This window comes from Rhizobium sp. P2_G2 (assembly GCF_056403555.1).
Genome location: NZ_JBFUFF010000079.1, coordinates 1 through 19,169, shown reverse-complemented (window position 1 = coordinate 19,169; position 19,169 = coordinate 1). Strand labels below are relative to the sequence as shown.

The 19,169-nt window shown below is 61.4% G+C and carries 20 protein-coding genes; 5 read left to right on the top strand and 15 right to left on the bottom strand.

Annotated features, from left to right (window positions below):
* The first annotated feature begins 24 nt into the window (after positions 1–24).
* Positions 25–792, top strand: a complete 768-nt coding sequence (locus AC1D06_RS32410; RefSeq protein WP_477989994.1) for an ABC transporter ATP-binding protein — start codon at positions 25–27, stop codon at positions 790–792.
* Between the two features lie 258 nt (positions 793–1,050).
* Here AC1D06_RS32410 and AC1D06_RS32405 read toward each other — a convergent pair whose 3' ends face one another.
* The 9 genes from AC1D06_RS32405 to AC1D06_RS32365 all read right to left on the bottom strand — a co-directional run bounded on the left by AC1D06_RS32405 (position 1,051) and on the right by AC1D06_RS32365 (position 9,169).
* Positions 1,051–1,446, bottom strand: coding sequence for an endonuclease domain-containing protein (locus tag AC1D06_RS32405; RefSeq protein WP_477989993.1), 396 nt, complete (start codon positions 1,444–1,446; stop codon positions 1,051–1,053).
* A 429-nt stretch (positions 1,447–1,875) separates the two neighbouring features.
* Positions 1,876–3,564, bottom strand: a complete 1,689-nt coding sequence (locus AC1D06_RS32400) for an AMP-binding protein (protein WP_477989992.1) — start codon at positions 3,562–3,564, stop codon at positions 1,876–1,878.
* Positions 3,565–3,695: 131 nt separating this feature from the next.
* Positions 3,696–3,947 carry a hypothetical protein gene (locus tag AC1D06_RS32395; protein ID WP_477989991.1) on the bottom strand — a complete coding sequence of 84 codons (252 nt, stop codon included), beginning with the start codon at positions 3,945–3,947 and terminating at the stop codon, positions 3,696–3,698.
* A gap of 52 nt (positions 3,948–3,999) precedes the next feature.
* Positions 4,000–4,305: an RpiR family transcriptional regulator gene (locus tag AC1D06_RS32390; protein ID WP_477880487.1), complete on the bottom strand. Its 306-nt coding sequence runs from the start codon at positions 4,303–4,305 to the stop codon at positions 4,000–4,002.
* A 21-nt stretch (positions 4,306–4,326) separates the two neighbouring features.
* Positions 4,327–5,325: an inositol 2-dehydrogenase gene (gene iolG / locus AC1D06_RS32385; protein ID WP_477989990.1), complete on the bottom strand. Its 999-nt coding sequence runs from the start codon at positions 5,323–5,325 to the stop codon at positions 4,327–4,329.
* Between the two features lie 38 nt (positions 5,326–5,363).
* Positions 5,364–6,164, bottom strand: a complete 801-nt coding sequence (locus AC1D06_RS32380) for a TIM barrel protein (protein WP_477989989.1) — start codon at positions 6,162–6,164, stop codon at positions 5,364–5,366.
* Positions 6,165–6,187: 23 nt separating this feature from the next.
* Positions 6,188–6,988, bottom strand: coding sequence for an ATP-binding cassette domain-containing protein (locus AC1D06_RS32375; RefSeq protein ID WP_477989988.1), 801 nt, complete (start codon positions 6,986–6,988; stop codon positions 6,188–6,190).
* A 2-nt stretch (positions 6,989–6,990) separates the two neighbouring features.
* On the bottom strand, positions 6,991–8,115 hold the full coding sequence (locus AC1D06_RS32370) for an ABC transporter permease (protein ID WP_477989987.1): 1,125 nt from the start codon (positions 8,113–8,115) through the stop codon (positions 6,991–6,993).
* Between the two features lie 106 nt (positions 8,116–8,221).
* Positions 8,222–9,169 carry a sugar ABC transporter substrate-binding protein gene (locus tag AC1D06_RS32365; protein WP_477989986.1) on the bottom strand — a complete coding sequence of 316 codons (948 nt, stop codon included), beginning with the start codon at positions 9,167–9,169 and terminating at the stop codon, positions 8,222–8,224.
* Between the two features lie 214 nt (positions 9,170–9,383).
* Between AC1D06_RS32365 and AC1D06_RS32360 the strand changes: the two genes are divergently transcribed.
* Positions 9,384–10,376, top strand: coding sequence for a LacI family DNA-binding transcriptional regulator (locus AC1D06_RS32360; protein ID WP_477989985.1), 993 nt, complete (start codon positions 9,384–9,386; stop codon positions 10,374–10,376).
* Between the two features lie 40 nt (positions 10,377–10,416).
* Here AC1D06_RS32360 and AC1D06_RS32355 read toward each other — a convergent pair whose 3' ends face one another.
* Both AC1D06_RS32355 and AC1D06_RS32350 read right to left on the bottom strand, forming a co-directional pair.
* On the bottom strand, positions 10,417–10,680 hold the full coding sequence (locus tag AC1D06_RS32355; RefSeq protein ID WP_477989984.1) for a hypothetical protein: 264 nt from the start codon (positions 10,678–10,680) through the stop codon (positions 10,417–10,419).
* 154 nt (positions 10,681–10,834) lie between these two features.
* Positions 10,835–11,296: a DUF5680 domain-containing protein gene (locus tag AC1D06_RS32350; RefSeq protein ID WP_477989983.1), complete on the bottom strand. Its 462-nt coding sequence runs from the start codon at positions 11,294–11,296 to the stop codon at positions 10,835–10,837.
* A 253-nt stretch (positions 11,297–11,549) separates the two neighbouring features.
* Here AC1D06_RS32350 and AC1D06_RS32345 point away from each other — a divergent pair, with 253 nt between their 5' ends.
* From AC1D06_RS32345 to AC1D06_RS32335, 3 genes are read left to right on the top strand one after another with little or no spacing between them, the layout of a single operon-like run.
* Positions 11,550–12,377, top strand: a complete 828-nt coding sequence (locus AC1D06_RS32345; protein ID WP_477989982.1) for a transporter substrate-binding domain-containing protein — start codon at positions 11,550–11,552, stop codon at positions 12,375–12,377.
* The gene (locus AC1D06_RS32340; RefSeq protein ID WP_477989981.1) at positions 12,367–13,215 is read left to right on the top strand and encodes an amino acid ABC transporter permease; all 849 of its coding nucleotides are present in this window, start codon (positions 12,367–12,369) and stop codon (positions 13,213–13,215) included. The genes AC1D06_RS32345 and AC1D06_RS32340 overlap by 11 nt, the downstream gene beginning before the upstream one ends.
* A 10-nt stretch (positions 13,216–13,225) precedes the next feature.
* Positions 13,226–14,137: a homocysteine S-methyltransferase family protein gene (locus AC1D06_RS32335; protein ID WP_477989980.1), complete on the top strand. Its 912-nt coding sequence runs from the start codon at positions 13,226–13,228 to the stop codon at positions 14,135–14,137.
* Between the two features lie 12 nt (positions 14,138–14,149).
* On the opposite strand, the gene AC1D06_RS32330 is transcribed toward AC1D06_RS32335, so the two are convergent.
* Genes AC1D06_RS32330 through torT form a run of 4 tightly spaced genes read right to left on the bottom strand, consistent with a single transcriptional unit; the run spans position 14,150 to position 18,750 of the window.
* Positions 14,150–15,112: an ABC transporter permease gene (locus AC1D06_RS32330; protein ID WP_477989979.1), complete on the bottom strand. Its 963-nt coding sequence runs from the start codon at positions 15,110–15,112 to the stop codon at positions 14,150–14,152.
* Entirely contained in the window at positions 15,109–16,101 is a 993-nt protein-coding gene (locus AC1D06_RS32325; RefSeq protein WP_477880467.1) for an ABC transporter permease, read from the bottom strand. Before AC1D06_RS32325 ends, AC1D06_RS32330 begins: the two co-directional genes overlap by 4 nt.
* A 16-nt stretch (positions 16,102–16,117) precedes the next feature.
* Positions 16,118–17,695 carry a sugar ABC transporter ATP-binding protein gene (locus AC1D06_RS32320; RefSeq protein WP_477989978.1) on the bottom strand — a complete coding sequence of 526 codons (1,578 nt, stop codon included), beginning with the start codon at positions 17,693–17,695 and terminating at the stop codon, positions 16,118–16,120.
* Positions 17,695–18,750 (bottom strand): TMAO reductase system periplasmic protein TorT, encoded by a 1,056-nt coding sequence (gene torT, locus AC1D06_RS32315; RefSeq protein ID WP_477880465.1) that lies wholly within the window; start codon positions 18,748–18,750, stop codon positions 17,695–17,697. The genes AC1D06_RS32320 and torT overlap by 1 nt, the downstream gene beginning before the upstream one ends.
* Positions 18,751–19,169: the final 419 nt, after the last annotated feature.

The following is a 19,169-nucleotide window of genomic DNA, read 5'->3' as shown; positions in this document are numbered from 1 at the left end:
ATATCAGGCGGACAGGATCATCTCATGAGCAATCAGGCAGGCGGCTTTCTCGAAATCCGCAATATGGAAGCGCTCTATGGTCAGGCGATCCTGGCCGTGCGGGACGTCTCGCTCACGGTCGGGGAGGGCAAGATCGTCGCCCTTCTCGGCGCCAACGGCGCGGGCAAGACAACGACGCTCAAGGCCGTCTCCAACCTGCTCGGCCCCGAGCGCGGCAAGGTCAGCCATGGCGAGATCTATTGGCAGGGCGAGCAGATCAATTCGCTCTCCGCCGCCCGCCTCGTCGCCAAAGGCGTGGTGCAGGTGCTCGAAGGCCGCCACTGCTTTCCGCAACTGACCGTCGAGGAGAACATCCTCGCCGGCGGCTTCGTCCGCAAGCCCTCGCGCGCCGAGCTGCAGGCGGGCCTCGAACAGGTCTATGCGTGGTTTCCTCGGCTCAAGGAGAAGCGAAAGGTCAGGACCGGGCTCACCTCCGGCGGCGAACAGCAGATGGTCGCCATCGGCCGGGCGCTGATGACCAGGCCCAAGCTCGTCCTGCTCGACGAACCCTCGATGGGCCTCGCCCCGATCATCGTACAGGAAATCTTCGAGATCATCCGCACGCTCAACAGCCAATCCGGCGTCAGCTTCCTGCTCGCCGAGCAGAACGTCAACCTGGCGCTGAGATATGCCGACTACGGCTACATTCTGGAGACAGGGCGGGTGGCGGCCTATGGCACGGCGGAAGAATTGCTGGCGCGGCAGGATGTGCATGATTTTTATCTGGGGGCGAAGGTGGCGGCGGCCGGGTGAGTGCCGCGAGAGGCGGATGGCAGTTGCGTATGACGCAGGAACGCCTCCCCCAACTTACAGGGTCGAGCCACCGGTCTCGACCCGTCCTTCGGCTTCCCATAAGAAGACTAATCCGTCCGGATCGCCTCGGCCCAATCGAGGCAGGGAGAGTGCCGCAAGTCTTCTCCCCCCTTGTGGGGGAGATGGCCGGCAGGCCAGAGAGGGTCTTCGCGTCATATGCAACGCCCGGCTTTGTGCGCAGCGGCTTTTGACAGCAGATTAAGACGGCACCGTCTCGCCGGCATATCCCTTCAGAAGATGCCTCACATGCCGCTCGATCTCGGTAAAAACATAGTCAGCGCCGTCCAGAACCTGTAAATTGTCGAAGCGCAGAACCGTAAAACCCTGTCGCTTCAGGAATGCATCGCGCGCCTCATCATGCATCCTTCCCGCAAGCGTCTCGTGGCTGTCGCCATCGACTTCGATGACCACTTTGGCGGATAACCAGGCGAAATCTGCGATATATGGTCCGATCGGTGTCTCGCGCCGAAACCGGGCGCCATAAGGGAGCAGGTCGCGCAACATATCCCACATCGCCTGCTCGGCTTTGGTCAACTCACGGCGAAGAGCTTTCGCATTCTTTCTCGTCTTGGATCCGATGTTTGAATGCGGCATCTTTGTCTACTGCTCTCATTGCAAAGCCCAGATCGCGCCTCTTGTCTCGACCTGTCCTTCGGATACCACAAGGGGGAGGGTTGGCGCATTTGGAAAAAGACCCTCTCTGGCCTGCCGGCCATCTCCCCCACAAGGGGGGAGAAGACTCGCGGAACTCGCTCGCCCAAATCGAAGCTTCGGCGGTGCTCTACGCCTCACCAACTTCGGCCAAGGGTTCGCTGCCGCTCACCCGGCCTTCGTACCCTTTCCCAGAAGCGGGAGGGGCTTAACCCAACCGCAGTCTCGCAGCCCAAATTGAGGCAAGGAGCGTGCCGCGAGTCTTCTCCCCCCTTGTGGGGGAGATGGCCGGCAGGCCAGAGAGGGTCTTTCTTAATTATCCGATACCTCGCCTTCGTGGGTCGGGCAAATGCGATAGCCCTGTCACCGACCTCACGCCGTCTTCAACTCCTCTATCCCCAGTTCCCGCTTCATCGCATCCCTGATCAGATATTTCTGGATCTTGCCCGTCACCGTCATCGGAAAGCTCTCAACGAAACGGACATAGCGCGGCACCTTGTAGTGGGCGATCCTGCCCTTGCAATAGTCGATGATCTCGGCTTCCGTTGGCTGTTCGCCATCCTGGGCGATGATCCAGGCGCACAATTCCTCGCCGAGCCGCGCGTCGGGAATGCCGACGACCTGGACGTCTCGGACCTTGGGATGGGCGTAGAGGAATTCCTCGATCTCGCGCGGATAGATGTTTTCGCCGCCGCGGATGACCATGTCCTTGATGCGGCCGACGATGTTGCCGTAGCCGTCGGCGTCGATGGTGGCGACATCGCCGGTATGCATCCAGCCTTCCGGATCGACGGCTTCCGCCGTCTTTTCGGGATCGTCCCAATAGCCTTTCATGACAGAATAGCCGCGGGTGCAGAGTTCGCCGGCGGTGCCGCGGGGGAGCGTCTGGCCATCCTCGCCGACGATCTTGACCTCGCAATGCGGCTGGACGCGGCCGACTGTCGAGACGCGATGTTCGAGCGTGTCGTCCGTGCCGCTCTGGAACGACACCGGCGATGTCTCGGTCATGCCATAGGCGATCGTCACCTCGTTCATACCGAGCATGCTGATCACCTTCTTCATCACCTCGACCGGGCAGGGGCTGCCCGCCATGATGCCGGTGCGCAGGTTCGGATACTGGTATTTCGGCCGGTCGGGATGGTCGAGCATGGCGATGAACATGGTCGGCACACCATAGATGCCGACGCAGCCCTCGTCTGCCGCGGTTTTCAGCACGGCGGCGGGGTCGAAGGAGGCCGAGGCATAGACGATGGTGGCGGCGTGGGTGAGGCAGCCGAGATTGCCCATCACCATGCCGAAACAATGATAGAGCGGCACAGGGATGCAGAGCCGTTCGCCGGGCCGGAGCTTGATCGCTTCGCCGACGAAGAAGCCGTTGTTGAGGATGTTGCGATGGGTGAGCGTGGCGCCTTTCGGCGCGCCTGTCGTTCCTGAGGTGAACTGGATATTGATCGGATCATTGGCGTCGAGCGTCTCGCCGAGCGACTGCAGGGTTTCGAGCTCGCCTTTCGACGGCGGCGCCAGGAGATCGTCGAAATTCAGCATGCCGGGGGTTTTGTCAGTGCCCAGCCGGATCACCCAGCGCAGCGACGGCAGATTGTGGGCGTCCAGCCCGCCGGGCGTGCTCTGCGCCAGTTCGACGGCCAGCTCGTTGAGCATGGCGATATAGTCGCTGCTCTTGAACGACGGCGAGAGGATCAGCGCCCGGCAGCCGACCTTGTTGATCGCATATTTCAGCTCCCAGGTGCGGTAGGCCGGATTGATATTGACCACGATGACGCCGAGCTTGGCGGTGGCGAATTGGGTCAGCGCCCATTCGGCGGTGTTGAGCGCCCAGATGCCGAGCCGGTCGCCCTTGCGCAGGCCGAGACGGCGGAGCGATACCGCCAGCGCATCGACCTTCTCGCGAAGCCCGGCATAGGTCAGGCGGATATCCTGATGCGCCGAGATCAGCGCATCGACGTCAGGGTGTCGTGCGCAGGTGGCATCGAAAAACTGCCCGATCGTCGCCTCGATCAGCGGGTGGGCTATGTCGCCCTTCACATGCGCCAGATCCGTCATGCCAGCCTCTCCCATGGGCCTACAAAGGCGGGCGTGCCGGTCAGCGGCTTAGAACCGCCCCGGCGCCTCGCTTCCCCGCCGGAGCTCCTCATCTCCGGTCGGATCGGCCTTTGCCTCAAATGCTTACGCCTTCACCCGAAGGACGGCAACGATTTGATGCGGTTTGGGGCGCAACGGCGTTTGCGTTGGCTCGGCCCGGAGCGCCAGGCTGGCTTATGGGATTGCGATATGAGGGTAGCTTGAAGCCATTTCAGAATTTCACGCGCCGAGGCCTGCCGCTCAAGATTGGTGGTGTCGAGATGAAATTTGCTGGGATGCTGCGCGTCGAATGGAGGAAAATCGACGTTCACCCGCGCGGCTTCGGCGTCGGTCTCTTTCAACATCAGACGGCGCTCAGGAGACAAAACGCGCGCTGCGAGATTTCGGCAGAACAGGTCAATTACGCGACGAGCAGGCGTCTTGACCTGCCCTTCTTTTCAGCTCGTCTCGGAAGATTTCGCGTGCCTCTTTGAGCCTCGATTTTCCGAGCAGCTTCACGAACCGCGTGACCGTCGCCTTCGGGACATTTGCTTGGGCGGCAATAGCGGCGGTGTGTTCGAAGGCGAGGAGTTCAGGCCGGGCCAAACATGCCGCTGCAAGCTTTTCCACTTGCGGCGGGAATGTGAGCTCACGCCTGAGGATGCGCTCCCGGAGATCGCTGAAAGCCATCTCTTGCGTTGTGCTGTCGTCCGGCGCGGCCACGGCGTGTCTCGACCGGTGGGATTAAAGGATGCTGGCCAGGCTGACTGACTCACCTGACTTTGCCGACCGCGTTGCCGCCTCGGCGACCGCGAGCGCATTGACGCCGTCGGCAAGCGTCACCGGCAGGGCCGATCCTGCATTCACAGCCTCGACAAACGCCGCCCATTCGGCCGAATAGGCGCGCATATACCGCTCGAGGAAGAAGAACTCGGGCTTGGCGCCGACCACGCCGGCCTTCGTGGCCTTCGAAACCGTGTTTTCCAGCACGTTGCCGGCCGACAGCAGTCCTTCCGAACCGAGCAATTCCACCCGCTGGTCGTAGCCGTAGACGGCGCGGCGGCTGTTCTTGATCACCGCGATCCGCCCATCGCCGAATTGGAGTGTGACGACGGCAGTGTCGACATCGCCAGCGGCACCGATCTCGAGGTCGACGATAGAGGTGCCGACGGCCGTCACCTTTTCCGGCAGGCCCCCCATGATCCAGCAGGCCATGTCGAAATCGTGGATCATCATGTCGCGGAAGAGACCGCCCGAGACCTTGACATAGGACACCGGCGGCGGCGCCGGATCGAACGAGGTCACCGACAGAAGTTCGCTTCTGCCGATTTCGCCGCGGTCGGCGGCGGCCTTCAGTGCTGCGAAGTTCGGATCGAAGCGGCGGTTGAAGCCGATCATCACGGGACGGCCGGTGGTAGCCGCCACCGCCTGGCAGGCGCGCGCCCGCTCAAGACTGAGATCCACCGGCTTTTCGCACAGCACGGCCTTGCCGGCTTTCGTTGCCGCTTCAATCAGGTCGGAATGGGTGTCGGTCGAGGTGGCGATGAGCACGGCGTCGATCGAGGGGTCGCTGATCACCTGATCGGTCGTCACCGCCTGAGCGCCGTATTGCGTGGCCAGCTTTTGTGCCGCTCTCATATTGACGTCCGACACGGCGACGAGGGCGCTGCCGGCATGAGAAGAGATCGCCTTAGCGTGCACGTTGCCGATGCGGCCGGCGCCGAGAAGACCTATTTTGAGCATGATGTCATTCCTTGATTGTCAGTTTGTGATGTGGCGCGTCAGAGCGTGAACGCCTGACGGAACCTCGATAGGGCGAGTTCGTCATCGGAGGACGGCCAGGCCTCCATGCCGATCACGCCGCGGTAACCCATCCCGGCAAGAGCCTTGGCGATTGCCGGATAATTGATCTCGCCGGTGCCGGGCTCCGTACGCCCGGGCACGTCGGCGACCTGGATTTCTCCGATGAAGGGCAAGGCCTGCCGGCAGAGCTCGATCAGGTTTCCTTCACCGATCTGGGCATGATAAAGGTCGAGATTGAGCTTCAGAGACGGTCGGTTGACCGACGCGACGAGTGCGATCGTGTCAGCCGCCTTGGCGAACGGCGTTTTGGAATGGTCGACGGCCTCGTTCAGATTTTCGAGCACGAAGGTGACGCCCTCCTTCTCGCCGAGATCGGCGATGCGATTTAAGGTGTCTCGTGCCTTGAGCCACATCGGCCCGGTCGTCACTTCGCTCTTGACCACGGGGAGCCCTTGCCCATCCAACCCGGTCCCATGCAGGTTCAGTCGGGGGCAATCGATCTCTTTGGCAACGGGTATCGACAGCTTCGCCGTTCGGATCAGTTCATCAGCGCCTTCATCATCGGCGAGCGTACCCGTGACGTAGCCCGTCATCGAAGAAAACGTCGCTCCGGATGCCGCCAAGGCCTTGATGTCATGCTTCGTCCAGTCCCAGATTTCAGCGACGAAACCGAGTTCTGTGATGCGTCTGAGCCGTTCAATGACGGGAAGCGAACGAAACACCATCTCCGCGCAAACGGCGAGCGTGAACGGTTCAGTCGGCGAGACTGCGTCTACCATTGACTATATTCCTCAGTTTTTGATCAGATTGTTCCACCGAGCTCTGCCGACAGAGCTTGCAATTCCTTGCCGCCCGCCATCAGATTCTGGAGCTCATCGATGGAGATGTCGCTCTTGCTGTAGGTTCCCAGCGTTTTGCCGCGGTTGAGAATGGTGAAGCGATTGCCCACGGCATAAGCGTGACGGACATTGTGGGTGATGAAGATCACGCCCAGCCCTTTCTGCTGCACCTGGTGAATGTATTTCAGCACCATGGAGGTCTGGGCCACGCCGAGAGCCGAGGTCGGCTCGTCGAGGATCAGGATTTTTGCACCGAAATAGACGGCGCGCGCTATGGCGACGCATTGGCGCTCGCCGCCGGAAAGCGTGCCGACGGCCTGGTTGGGGTCGCGGATGTCGATGCCGATCTTATGCATCTCATCGCGGGTGACGTCGTTGCAGTGCTTGAAGTCGATGTAACGGAACGGCGGTATGCCCCGGCGCGGCTCGCGACCCATGAAGAAGTTGCGCGTGATCGACATCAGCGGGATCATTGCGAGGTCTTGGTAGACGGTGGCAATGCCCGCATCGAGCGCATCGCGCGGGCTTGAAAATTGAACAGGCTTTCCGTCCACCAGGAATTCGCCGCCGGATGGGCGGACAACGCCGGATAGTGTTTTTATCAGGGTGGACTTGCCCGCACCATTGTCGCCGAGCAGGCAGAGAACCTCGCCGGCCGAGACTTTCATCGACACGCCCGCAAGAGCGATCACCGAGCCGTAATGCTTGACGATGTCCTTGACCTCGATGATCGGGCCAGCGGAATTTGCATTGCTATCGACCATGATCAGCGCTCCCCTGTCACTTTGCGACGGATAAAGTTGTTGAAGAGCACGGCGAGCAGCAGCATCGAACCGAGGAAGACCTGGAACCAATCGGAGTCGAATTGCGTATAGGTCAGGCCGATGGAAACGAGGCCGAAGATGATCGCACCGACGAACGCCCCGATCGCCGAGCCGTAGCCGCCGGTCAGCAGGCTGCCGCCGATCACGGCCGCGATGATCGCTTCGAATTCCTTCTGGAAACCACGGCGGGCATCGGTCGATCCGGCGTCGAGCACGGTGATGATCGCAACCAGCGCCGCAGCACATGCTGTCAGGGCGAACAATCCCGTCTTGACCCTGTCGACCGGAACGCCGGAATTGCGTGCGGCATTCGGATCGCCACCCACCGCAAAAATCCAGTTTCCGGTGCGGGTGCGAAGCAGGACCCAGGTCGCGACACCGGCAATCACGACGAACCAGACCACCGACACCGGGACGCCGCTGACTTTGGGAACACCGTTGTCGAACTTCTCGATGAGATTGTGTTGGGCGAGCCAGCCGAAGAGCGACTGGAAGGCCACCCCGGAAAAAATCTGCTTGAGAATCCCATCGCCAACCACGCCTTCTATGCCGCGCAATTGCGTCGAGCCGCCTGTCGCCCATTTGAGCCCGACAAGGGTCAGCCCGCGAAGGATGAACAGGAAGGCGAGGGTGACGATGAAGGACGGCAGCCGCGTGCGGATGACGATCTGCCCATTCACTGCTCCCATCACACCTGCAAACAGCAGGGTAAGAACGATCGCCACCCAAAGCGGCAGTTGGAAATTCACCAGCAGGACACCGAAAATAAGGCCGGCAAAGGCGATCATCGAGCCGATCGACAGATCGAATTCGCCGCCGATCATCAGTAGCGCCGCGGCTATCGCCAGAATTCCGAGCTGTGACGCCGGCGCCAGGATGGTCATCACGCCCGAGAGCGAGAACATCGACGCGTCAGCCGTAAAGGCGAAGAAGACGACAACGAGGATCAGGCCGGCGACGGCGCCGAGCTCAGGGCGGCGCATCAGCTGGGTCAGGAAGCCCACATTGCGGATGCGCTCGTCGCCCTTGGCAGTCGGAATGGATGGTTGTTGTTCTACAGGGGCCATAGTGCCTCTCTTGGCGCGCCAGGAAATATCGGCGGCCGTGTCCATGTCATACGAAGCGGCAAGCGGCCCGCCGGCAGCGGGCCGCCCGGTCACGCTCGGGAGGAAATCAACGGATGCCCTTGGCGGACAGATCTACCACCTGAGCCGCCTTGTCCTTGGTGATAAGGTTCGGACCGGAAGGCACGTTGCCGCCGGGAATCAGGCCATACTTGGCGTAATTCGCCAGGAACACGACCGGCAGATAACCCTGCAGGAACTGCTGCTGGTCGATAGCGAAGGCCGCGTCACCCGCCGCAACGGCTTTCAGGAAGCCGGCGGACAGGTCGAAGGTCGCGACATTGACCTTTCCGGTCTTGCCGACATCCTTGACCGCATCAAGCGAGGGCTCGCCGGCGGTGCTTGCGCCCAGCGCCATGATCGTATCGACATCGGCATTGGCGCTCAGCGCTGCCTTGACCTTGGCACGGACATCGGCGGGATCGTTGGAAACCGGCAGCACCTTCACCTTGCCGCCGAAGCCGTCTGCAAAACCCTTGCAGCGCAGGTCGAGCGCGACATTGCCGACTTCCTGGTTGACGCAAAGGCCGATCTTGCCGCCCATTTCCTTGAGCTTTTCGCCGGCTGCCTTACCGGCGCTGTATTCATCCTGGCCGACATGCAGGAGAGCACCGAGCTCCTTGGATACGTCCGATCCAGAATTGATCGAGATCACCGGAATGCCAGCGGCCACGGCCTTCTTGATCGACGGTCCAAGCGCCGAGGCGTCCGGGATCGAGACGATCAGCCCATCGGGTTTCTGGTTGACCGCAGCATCGATGAGCTGGCTCATGGCAACCATGTCGAAAGTCTCGGGCGCCCGATAATCGACCTGGACGCCGGTGTCCTTGGCGCCCGCGGCAACGCCGTTCTTGACCACCGACCAGAACGGATCGTTGGCCTGGCCGTGGGTTACTGCGATGATCTTAATGTCCTTGGCTTCCGCCAGGCTCATCCCGGAAAGAAGGCAGCCGACAACGGCCACGCCGACGGCGAGTTTCTTGAATACGGTCTTCATTTATTCCTCCAGCTGAGGGCGCATATCCTCCCGCGCCCAATGTTCAAACAGCGCGTCTCCCGACGTCGCTGAAGCTCCCGATTTTGCTCTCCGGTCATTTTGCTACCGGTAGCAAACACGTATAGGAATATCGAGGCGCGGAAATTTGTCAACCATTCATTTCAATTTCCGGTCAAACGGAATAGACGTTCCATGAATAGCTTCGGAGAAGACAATGGCGAAACGCGCGACCGCTCAGAATGTAGCCGACCTGGCAGGCGTGTCGAAATGGACCGTCATTCGGGCATTCACCCCTGGCGCTTCGATCACCGATATCAGTCGGCAGAAAGTGCTCGAAGCCGCAGACACGTTGAACTATCGGCCCAATTTATTGGCCAGGAGCCTCAACACCAATCTCACGCATCAAGTTGCGGTTCTCGTGGACGATTTCGAAAATCCGAGCAAACTCTCCTATCTCGGGAAACTCACCCATGAGCTACAAGCCAACGGGTTGCTGGCGTTGCTGATCAACATCAATGACCACAACGACCATGTCGACGCTTTGATCAACGCCGAACAGCGCCAGGTAGACGCAGTCATCCTTTTCGGCACGGCGTTTCGCAATGAGATGCTAAGAGACAAAAGGCTGCTCGGCGCTGCCCCAATGTTTGTTCTGGCGCGAGGCTCGCAGATCGAAGGGGTACCGGCGATCAATTGTGACACAGATCGGGCCATGACGGAGATTTGCGAGCATCTCTATGACAAGGGTTATAGAAAACCCGCCTTCCTCGCCGGTCCGCGCGTACTGTCGACGGCACTTGGCCGCAGACGCAAGTTCCGCGACTTCTGGCATGAAAAGGGCGTCGATCCGATTTCCGGAATGGTCGCGGATGCCTATAGCGATTGGTCAGGCGCCGAAGCGGTACGCGGCTTTTTCGCAGCCGGGGGAAATATTCCTTCGATCGACGTGTTGATGTGCGAAAACGATGCTTTGGCCTTCGGAGCGATGAGCGTCCTTCGCCAGGAACTCGGGATCAGGGTGCCTGAGGATGTCGCTGTCGTGGGCTTCGACAATACCGCATTCGCTGCGTCGCCCGCTTTCGACCTCACGTCTTACGATCAACCAATGACGCAAATGGCCGCCGCGGCGGTCGAAATGATCCTGGGTCGTCGACCCAAGGAGAGTGTGGACTTCCCGGGCCGACTGGTCATAAGAGGTTCGACCTGATTGACATCACGGATCACGATCACGACGTCCTTGCCAGCGCCTACCCCTTGATGGAAAATGGCAATGGTCTTGAAGGCGTGCGGATCCCTCGACCGAACCTTGCGTAGGTTAGGCGGCGGAGCGAAACTGCCAGCGCATCGACCTTCTCACGAAGCCCGGCATAGGTCATGCGGACATCCTGATGGACGGAGATCAGCGCATCGACGTCAGGATAGCGGGCGCAGGTGGCATCGAAAAATTGCCCGATCGTCGCCTCGATCAGCGGATGGGACGTGTCTCCCCTTCCATGCGCCAGATCCGTCATGCCAACCGTTCATGGGTCTGCAAAGCGATGTGCCGGGCACGGGCTTGCTACCGCTCTGCACCTCCATCCCGGCCGGAGCTCCTCATCTCCGGTCGGTTCGGCCTCTGCCAGATGCTTGCGCCTTCGCCTCCGCGACGGCAATCATTTGCTTCGTCTACGGCTTGATCAGCCCGCCGAAATAGTCGAGCGCGTAGGCCTTCTGGCGGTCGACGAGGATGGCCTCGTGGCCATGGAAATGCGCCGCATCGCCCTCGCTACGATCGACATATGTTCCATGTTCGCCGGTCCATTCGAAACCGCCGAGAAAGCGTCCCTGCCTGTACATAGCAGACAGGGCTGCCTTGATGGTCGCGCCCGCGCGCTCGGCGTCGATCAGTTCCGGAAGCCGGATAGTGCCGTAATAATTCATCGCCCATATGGGCTCGCCGCGAAACCAGAGCACCTCCTGGCCGGCGAAATCGGTGCCGCCGAAATAGCTGTCGAGGTAGCTCCATTCCCCTTCCGACCATGTGAGGTCATGGGAACGGCGCCGGCTCGCGCTCACCGGTGTGCCGCCGCCGACATAAGTGGCAGCCTTGGCCCTGACGATGATGGAATTGAGTTCATCGGTCTGCATCGAAATTCCCCTTAGAAGTCGAACAAATAGGGAACGTATGCGGAGCGAAGTCAAGCCGGAATTTGCCGTAAGCCGAGACGGCATGTTCGCCGTGATAAGGCAGGATTGCCGCCGTCGTCGAGAGCGTGACATATTGTTTGTAAAATATATAAAAAAGATAGAAAATATGTTCTTATGTGGCTAAGGACGGTCCTCTATTTTCCAGCAGCAACCCGGCACATGGCTGGGCAATGAAATCGTGGAGATCGTATCGATGTCAAAATCCCTGAATACCCTTCTTGCTGCGCTTGCGCTGGTCGTGGGCATTGCCTCCAGTGCATCCGCTGGCGAAGTGCTGGATCGCGTCAAGAAGAACGGGGAGGTGGTCGATGCTGTCGTCAACGACTATCCACCGTTTGCCTATCTCAACGACAAGAACGAGTTGGACGGTTTCGACATCGATGTTGCCAAGGCCCTGGCCGCCAAGCTGGGCGTCAAGCTTCGGCTGGAAACGCCGGGCTGGGAAACGATCATCGGCGGCCGCTGGGCCAATCGCTGGGATATCGCCATCACCTCGTCGACGCCGACCGAGGAGCGGGCCAAGGTCGTCAACTTCCCGGTCAATTATTATAGCGTTCCGGCCGTACTGGTCGTCAACAAGGATGAGACGTCGATCAAATCGATCGCCGATATCGCCGGCAAGCGCGTCGGCGTCGGCACGGGCTCGTCCTATGAAGCCTATCTCAACAAGAAGTTCTCCATTCCCGGGCAGCCGGCCATCAAATTCCCGTTCGGCGATGTCCAGATTGTTCCGGGCGACGAGACCGTCAATTTCCAGAATCTGGCGCTCGGTCCCGGCGTTCGCCTGGATGCCATCGTCGCCTCTCTCGGCACGGCGCAGGGCCAGATCGATGCCCAGGRCAAGCTGAAAGTGCTCGGTGCGCCGCTGTTTGCCGAGCCGAATGCAGTGGTGACCGACAAGGGCGATCCTGAATGGGATGCCGAGGTCAAGCGCGTGATCACCGAATTGCAGCAGGACGGCACGCTCGCCAAGATTTCCGAGAAGTGGTTCAAGACGGATATCACCAAATATGCCTTCTGACGGCGAGCAGGCATTGCGAAGCGGTTCGCTGACGAAGGCGCTGCCGCTTCGCCTGAAGCTCAGCCGGCGCCCGTTCTGGTTCAAGGTGCAGATGGTCTGGCTTGTGCTGGTCGGCTTGCTGTTTTTCGGCTTCTATCGCCTCGGCCTCGATTTTGACCTCATCCGGCAGAAGCTGCCGTTCCTGCTGGGTCTGAAGCTGTCGCCGGACGGTTTCATCCAGGGCGTGGCGCTGACCATCCTGATCACCGTGATTTCGATGGCGGTGTCGCTGGTGGTCGCGGTGCTGACGGCGCTCGGCAGGCTGTCGAGCAACCCCGTGGCGTTTGGTGCTGCGACCTTCTACGCGTCGTTCTTCCGCGGCACGCCGCTCCTGGTGCAGGTGCTGATCATCTATCTGGCCCTGCCGCAGTTCGGCCTGGTCCTGTCCGGCTTCGTCTCGGGCATTCTGGCGCTGTCGCTCAATTATGGCGCCTATCTCGCCGAAACCATTCGCGCCGGCATCGCCTCCGTGCCGAAGGGGCAGCGCGAGGCGGCGATGGCGCTCGGCCTCGGACGCAGCCTGATCGGCATGAAGATCGTCGCGCCACAGGCGATGCGGGTCATCATTCCGCCGGCCGGCGCGCAGTTCATCTCGATGCTCAAGGATTCGTCGCTGGTGTCGATCATGGGATTGTGGGAGCTAAATTTTCTCGCCCAGTCCTTCGGGCGCTCGACATATCACTATATGGAAATGCTGCTCTCGGCGGCCGTGATCTACTGGATTCTGTCGATCGGGCTGGAAGTGATCCAAAGCCGGCTGGAACGCCACTTTGGACGCAGCGTCGCCGCAGAACGATGAAAGGATGATCATGACGAACAACACTGCCTTCTCGATCCTGGATGGCGGCATGGGCCGCCTGCTCGAACGCTTGGGCGCGCCCTTCCGCCTGCCCGAATGGTCGGCGCTGTCGCTGATCGAGGCGCCGCATTTCGTCACCCGGGCGCACCAGGCCTATGTCGATAGCGGCGCCGACATCGTCACCACCAATTCCTATGGCCTGGTTCCGCATATGCTCGGCGAGGAGCGGTTTGCAGCCGAGGGCCGGACGCTGGCGGATCTCGCCGGCCGGCTGGCGCGCGAGGTCGCCTCCGCCGCCGGCCGCAAGGTGCTCGTCGCCGGCTCGCTGCCGCCCTTGTTCGAGAGCTACCGGCCCGGGCGGTTCCAGGCCGAAAGGGCGCCGCAAATCCTGGAAAGCCTGGTCGGGGGACTGAAACCCTATGTCGACCTTTGGCTGATCGAGACCCAGAGCTCGACCGCCGAAGCCTTGACGGCGCTGGCCGTGGTCGGGGATTTCGGCCGGCCGGTCTACGTTTCCTACACGCTCAAGGATGAGGAAGGCCGGACCGGGCCGCCGGAGCTTCGCTCGGGCGAACCGGTGGAGGATGCCGTCAGGAAAACCCTCGAAGCCGGTGCATCCGGCGTGTTCTTCAATTGCAGCCAGCCGGAAGTGATGAGCGAAGCGGTGATCGCCGCGCGCCGCGTGACCACCGATGCAACGGTGCCGGTCGGCGTCTATGCCAATGCCTTCGCGCCTGAGCCGCCCTCGGATGAGCCCTATGCCGGCATTTCCGACATCCGCGCCGATCTCGACCCCGCCAATTATCTCAAATGGATCGACCGCTGGATCAGCCAGGGCGCCACCGTCGTCGGCGGCTGCTGCGGCATCGGCCCGGAACATATCGAAGAGATCAGCCGTTATCGCGGCCGGCTTGCCGGGTGAGGGTGGGGAGAGTTACCGCCCCCGCCGGGCGCCGAACAGCGTTGCGGCTATGACCACCAGCCCGATCACCACCGATTGCAGCGAGCCGTCGATGCGGGCGAGGTTCATGCCCACCGAGACGATCGTTACCAGGGCAGCACCCTGCAGCGGGGCGAAGACCGTTCCTGTGCCGCCGCGGAGCGAGGCGCCGCCGACGACGGCGGCGGCGATGCTGTCGAGGACGAGATTGGTGCCGAGATTGGGTTCGCCCGATCCCGTCTGCGCCGTCATCATCAGGCCGGCGAAGGCGGCGAGCACGCCGCAGGCGGTGTAGGCGGCGAGCGTGTGCAGTTTCACATTGCGTCCGGCCACGGCGGCGGCGCGGGCATTGTCGCCGATCAGGTAGAGCGTCCGGCCATGCACGGTGCGGGTCAGCGTCAGATGCAGCAGGACGGCGACCAGCAGAGCGGCCATGACCGGCGCGGGCAGGACGAGCCATGTCATCTGGTTGAAGACATATGGGAACGAAGCCGGGACGTCGAAGATCGGAAAGCCGCCGGAAATCGTCGTCGCGATGCCGCCGACAATGCTCATCGTGCCCAGCGTGGTGACGAAGGGATTGATGTCGAGATAGGCGACGAGGAAGCCATTGAGGCCGCCGACCAGGAGGCCGATGGCGACGGCGGCGAGGAAACCCATGGCTAGCGCCGCGGCATTGCCGTCGCCGGCAAAATGCACCATGGCCATGGAAGAGACGACCGAGACCAGGGAGACATTGGCGCCGACGGAGAGATCGAAGCCTCTCGCGACCAGCACGATCAGCTGGGCCGAGGCGATCAGGAACAGCAGCGATGTCTGCTTGACCAGGTTTTCCACGCTGGCGAGCGAGGCCATGGCCGGTTGGGCTGCGACGAAGGCGAGGTAGATGAGCAGGATGGCGACCGGCAGGCCGATCTCTTTTACCGGTGCCGCAGCGGGCAGGGATAGGCTTTTCATCTCCGCGAACCCTTCTCTCTGAGCTTTTCCATGGCAACGGCGGCGATGACGATGACGCCGGTGACGATGACTTCGTAGCGGCTGTCGACATGGATGAGGTTGAGGCCGTTGGAAACCATCGACAGAAAGATCGCGCCGAGCACGACCATCGGCAGGCTGCCGGAACCGCCGCGCAGCGACACGCCGGCGAGGATGGCGGCGGCAATGCTCTGCAGCATCAGCGAATTGCCGAGCGTCGCCTCGCCCGAGCCTACCCGGGCGGTGAGCAGAATGCCGGCGAGGCCGGCGAGTGCCGCGCTCAGGACATAGGCGAGCGTGGTGTAGAGCGTGACATTGACGCCGGAAAAGCGTGCCCCACGCTCATTGCCGCCGACGGCATAGAAATAGCGCCCGCTTCGGGTCGAGCCGAGTATATAGGCAAGCACGGTGAGCGTGACCGCGGCGATGATGATCGCATTGGCGATGCCGCCGACTTTGCCTGTGCCGATGGTCGCAAGGAAATTGTCGGGCAGGCCATAGATCGGCGTGCCGCCGGAGAGGTAATCGGCAATGCCGAGTGCCACGGACATGGTGCCGATGGTGACGATGAAGGGCGGCGCCTTCAGCACCGACACCGACAGGCCGTTCGCCAGTCCGACGATCAGCGCCGGCACCATGCCGAGCAGGCACCCCAGCACGGCTGCGAGAATGGCCGCATCCGGCAGGAGGGTCCCCATCATGCCAAGCGACAGCGCGGTCGAGACGCTGGTGAGTGCCACCACGGCGCTGACGGAAATGTCGAAACCGCCGACCACGATGACCAGCATCTGCCCGGCGGCGACCAGCGACAGGTAGGAGGCGTTTCGTAGGATGTTGAAGATATTGGCATAGCGCAGGAAGCGCGGCTCGATCATGCCGAAGGTGATGCAGAAGGCCACGAGAAGCACCGGCAGCAAGGGCAAGGCCAGCCTGCCAAAGCCTGTAACCCTAGATTTTCTTACGGTTTCCAAGGGCGGTTCCTTTGCTTCACGAGGCCAATTCCCTGAGTGGCTGCTGTGCTACCGGGCGGCCGAAGAAACTGGAGAGCAGCGCTTCCTCGGAAAAACTGCCGCCTTCCATTTCCGAGACGATCTTGCCCTCGCGCATGACGACCAGCCTGTGCGAGAGATGGATGACCTCGGCCATGTCGGAGGAGGCGATGACCACTGCCTTGCCGGCCTCGGTGAGTTCTTTGATGAAATTGTAGATCTCGACCTTGGCCTGCACGTCGACGCCGACGGTGGGCTCGTCGAACAGATAGACGTCAAGCTCCCGCGACAGGCCGCGGGCGAGCAGCACTTTCTGCTTGTTGCCGCCCGAGAGCGCATCGACTGGCGTGGTGGCACTGCGGGTCTTGATCTGCATCCTGTCGATCACACCGCTGGCGAATGTCTGTTCCGCCTTCAGCCGCAGCCAGGTCTTCCAGCGGGAGAAACTGCCTGTGTCGAGCGAGGCGATGGTGCTGTTGCGGCCGACGCTCTGGCGCATCGCCAAGCCTTCCGTCGCCCGGTCCGACGGCATGTAGCAGACGCGCCTTGCCAGCATGCCGGCGGGCGAGGGATGCGATATGGCTTCGCCATCCAGGGTGACGGTGCCGGCCGCAATCCGTTCCAGGCCGAAGACGGCGCGGATCAGCTCCGACTTGCCGCAGCCGGCGAGGCCGGCAATGCCGAGCACTTCGCCGCGCCGGATTCTTAGGCTGACATCGTCGACAAGGCCGTTGTCGGTGCTGAGCCCGGAGATCACCACGGCATCGCCGGAAGGCTGTCGCTTGATCTCCGGATAAAAGCTCTCGAAACTGCGCCCGGTCATCGAGGTGACCAGCCGCTCGTGGCTGATTTCGTCGCGCGTCAGCGTGCAGATCTTGCGGCCGTCGCGGAGTACGGTGACGCGATCGGCCAGGCGGTCGATCTCCGACATGCGGTGGGAAATGTAGATGATGCCGATGCCTTGAGCCCGCAAGCCTTCGATGATGTCGAAGAGGGCAGCCGCTTCCTGGTCGGCGAGCGAAGCGCTCGGTTCGTCGAAGATGATCACGCGTGCCTGCCGGAGCAACGCCTTGGCGATCTCGACCATTTGCTGGTGCGCGCGCCGGAGCGTTTTGACGCGCGCATCCGGGTCGATGGCGAAGCCGAGTTTTGCAAGCACCTCTTCGCAGGCGCGGCGCATCTCGCCTTTGGCGAGACGTCCGCCCCTGGTGATCTCGCGGCCGAGAAAAATGTTCTCGGCCACGGTCATGTCGGGGATGAGGCTGAATTCCTGGAACACCGCCGAGACGCCGGCATGCTGAAGCTTCGCCGGGGTCGGATGCAGGACGGGCTGGGAGAGCAGAGTGTACTCGCCCTCATCGGCCGTATGCACACCAGCGATGATCTGGATCAGCGTCGATTTGCCGGCGCCGTTTTCGCCGAAGAGGACGTGGACTTCACCGGATTTCAGGGAAAAGTCCACGTCGCTGAGCGCTGCGAAAGAGCCGAACCGCTTGACCACGCCGCGCATTGCCAGGATGTCGTCTGTCGCGCCTGTCGTCATCGGTCGGGCTAGCCTTTCAACTCTGATATCCATCAATCGACCTTGTAGACCGGCTTCCAGCCCTCGGGGGCAAAGGTTCTGGTCAGGTCCATCGAACCGATATTGTCCTTGGTGACGACGCTCATGCCGGGATTGAGGAAGGTGTAATGCTCCTTCTTTTCCAGGATGCGCACCGCGAGGTCGACGGCGATCCGCGCTTCCATGACCGGTGACTCGGTGACGGTCGCCGCGACCTGTCCGCTTTTTACCAGATTGACGATGCCTTCGTTGGAATAATAGGCGGCGACCGCCACCGGATGATCGAGCCCGGCTTCCTGAACCGCCTGCGGCGCGACCTCGGCGGTGACAGCCGTGCCGTAGATGATGTCGATATTGCTGTAGGCCTGCAGCGCATCTTCGACGAGCTGCAATTGGACATTCTTGCCGGTGTCGCCGTATTTCGCATCGAGCAGGTTGATGTTGGTGTCCTTGATGGCGCGCTTGACGCCTTCGGTCGAGGATTCCGCCCAGCCCGAGCCCTGGGGGCCAGGGAAATGCAGGAGATTGACCTTGCCGTTATGGCCCTTGAACTTCTCCGCCAGGAATTTGGCGCCCGCCTCGGCCGCGTCGTCATAATTGGCATAGATCTTGGCATCGGCGACCTTGTTTTGCAGCGGGTTGATGACGCCCACCTGAACGATGCCCTTGGTCTTGCCTTCCTCCATGCTCTTGGTCAGGCCGGCTTCGGAAATCGCGCCGATGATGATCGCATCGACGCCGAGCGCGACACAGTCGTTATATTGCGAGACCTGCTTGGCGGCCTCGGTATAGCCGCCGGCTTCGAAAATCGTCGCGCTGACGCCCAGCTTGCGGGCCTGGTCGACGATGCCGTAATCGACGCCGACCCAGTAGCTGTCCTTCATATGCGGGAAGAGCACGCAGATCTTCCACTTCTTCGATGCCTTTTCCAGCCCGGTATACGGCACGACCTTGCCGCCCTTGGCGGCATCGACGACGTTGAACGGCCAGACATCCGCCGCGCTGGCGACCGGGGCCTGGAGCAGCGCCAGGACGGTCGCACTCAGGAATGCGATATGAGCTTTTTTCATTGTTCCACCTCTTTTGATTATTGTCGTCCGTCCGCTTGCCGGGCGCGCGCCGTGCGTCGCCGAAAAGCAATGCGGATCGTGCGGGGGCTTGTTCTTCTGGTTTCGATATCTGCTCCCGTGGGCCAAAACGATAACAAAACGCGTCGCAATAGCATCATTCAGCAGCGAACAAAGTTTTGTGCTTGAGCGCACTGCGAGGGTAGCGGGTTCTGCTTGTGGTTTGGGTGGGGTGGGGGATGAAACCGGTGTTTGGCGGTGGGGGCCGCGAACGTGGGAGGAATCGGGGGAAAGTGAGGTTTTGCCCATTCTGGGTAAGATTGTACCAGCGAGTGGTCGTGAACCGGCCGCGAAAGTGGCCAGAAAAACGGCCAAAACATCCTTTCTGCTCCGCTTAATACCTGATATAATTTGATTATCTG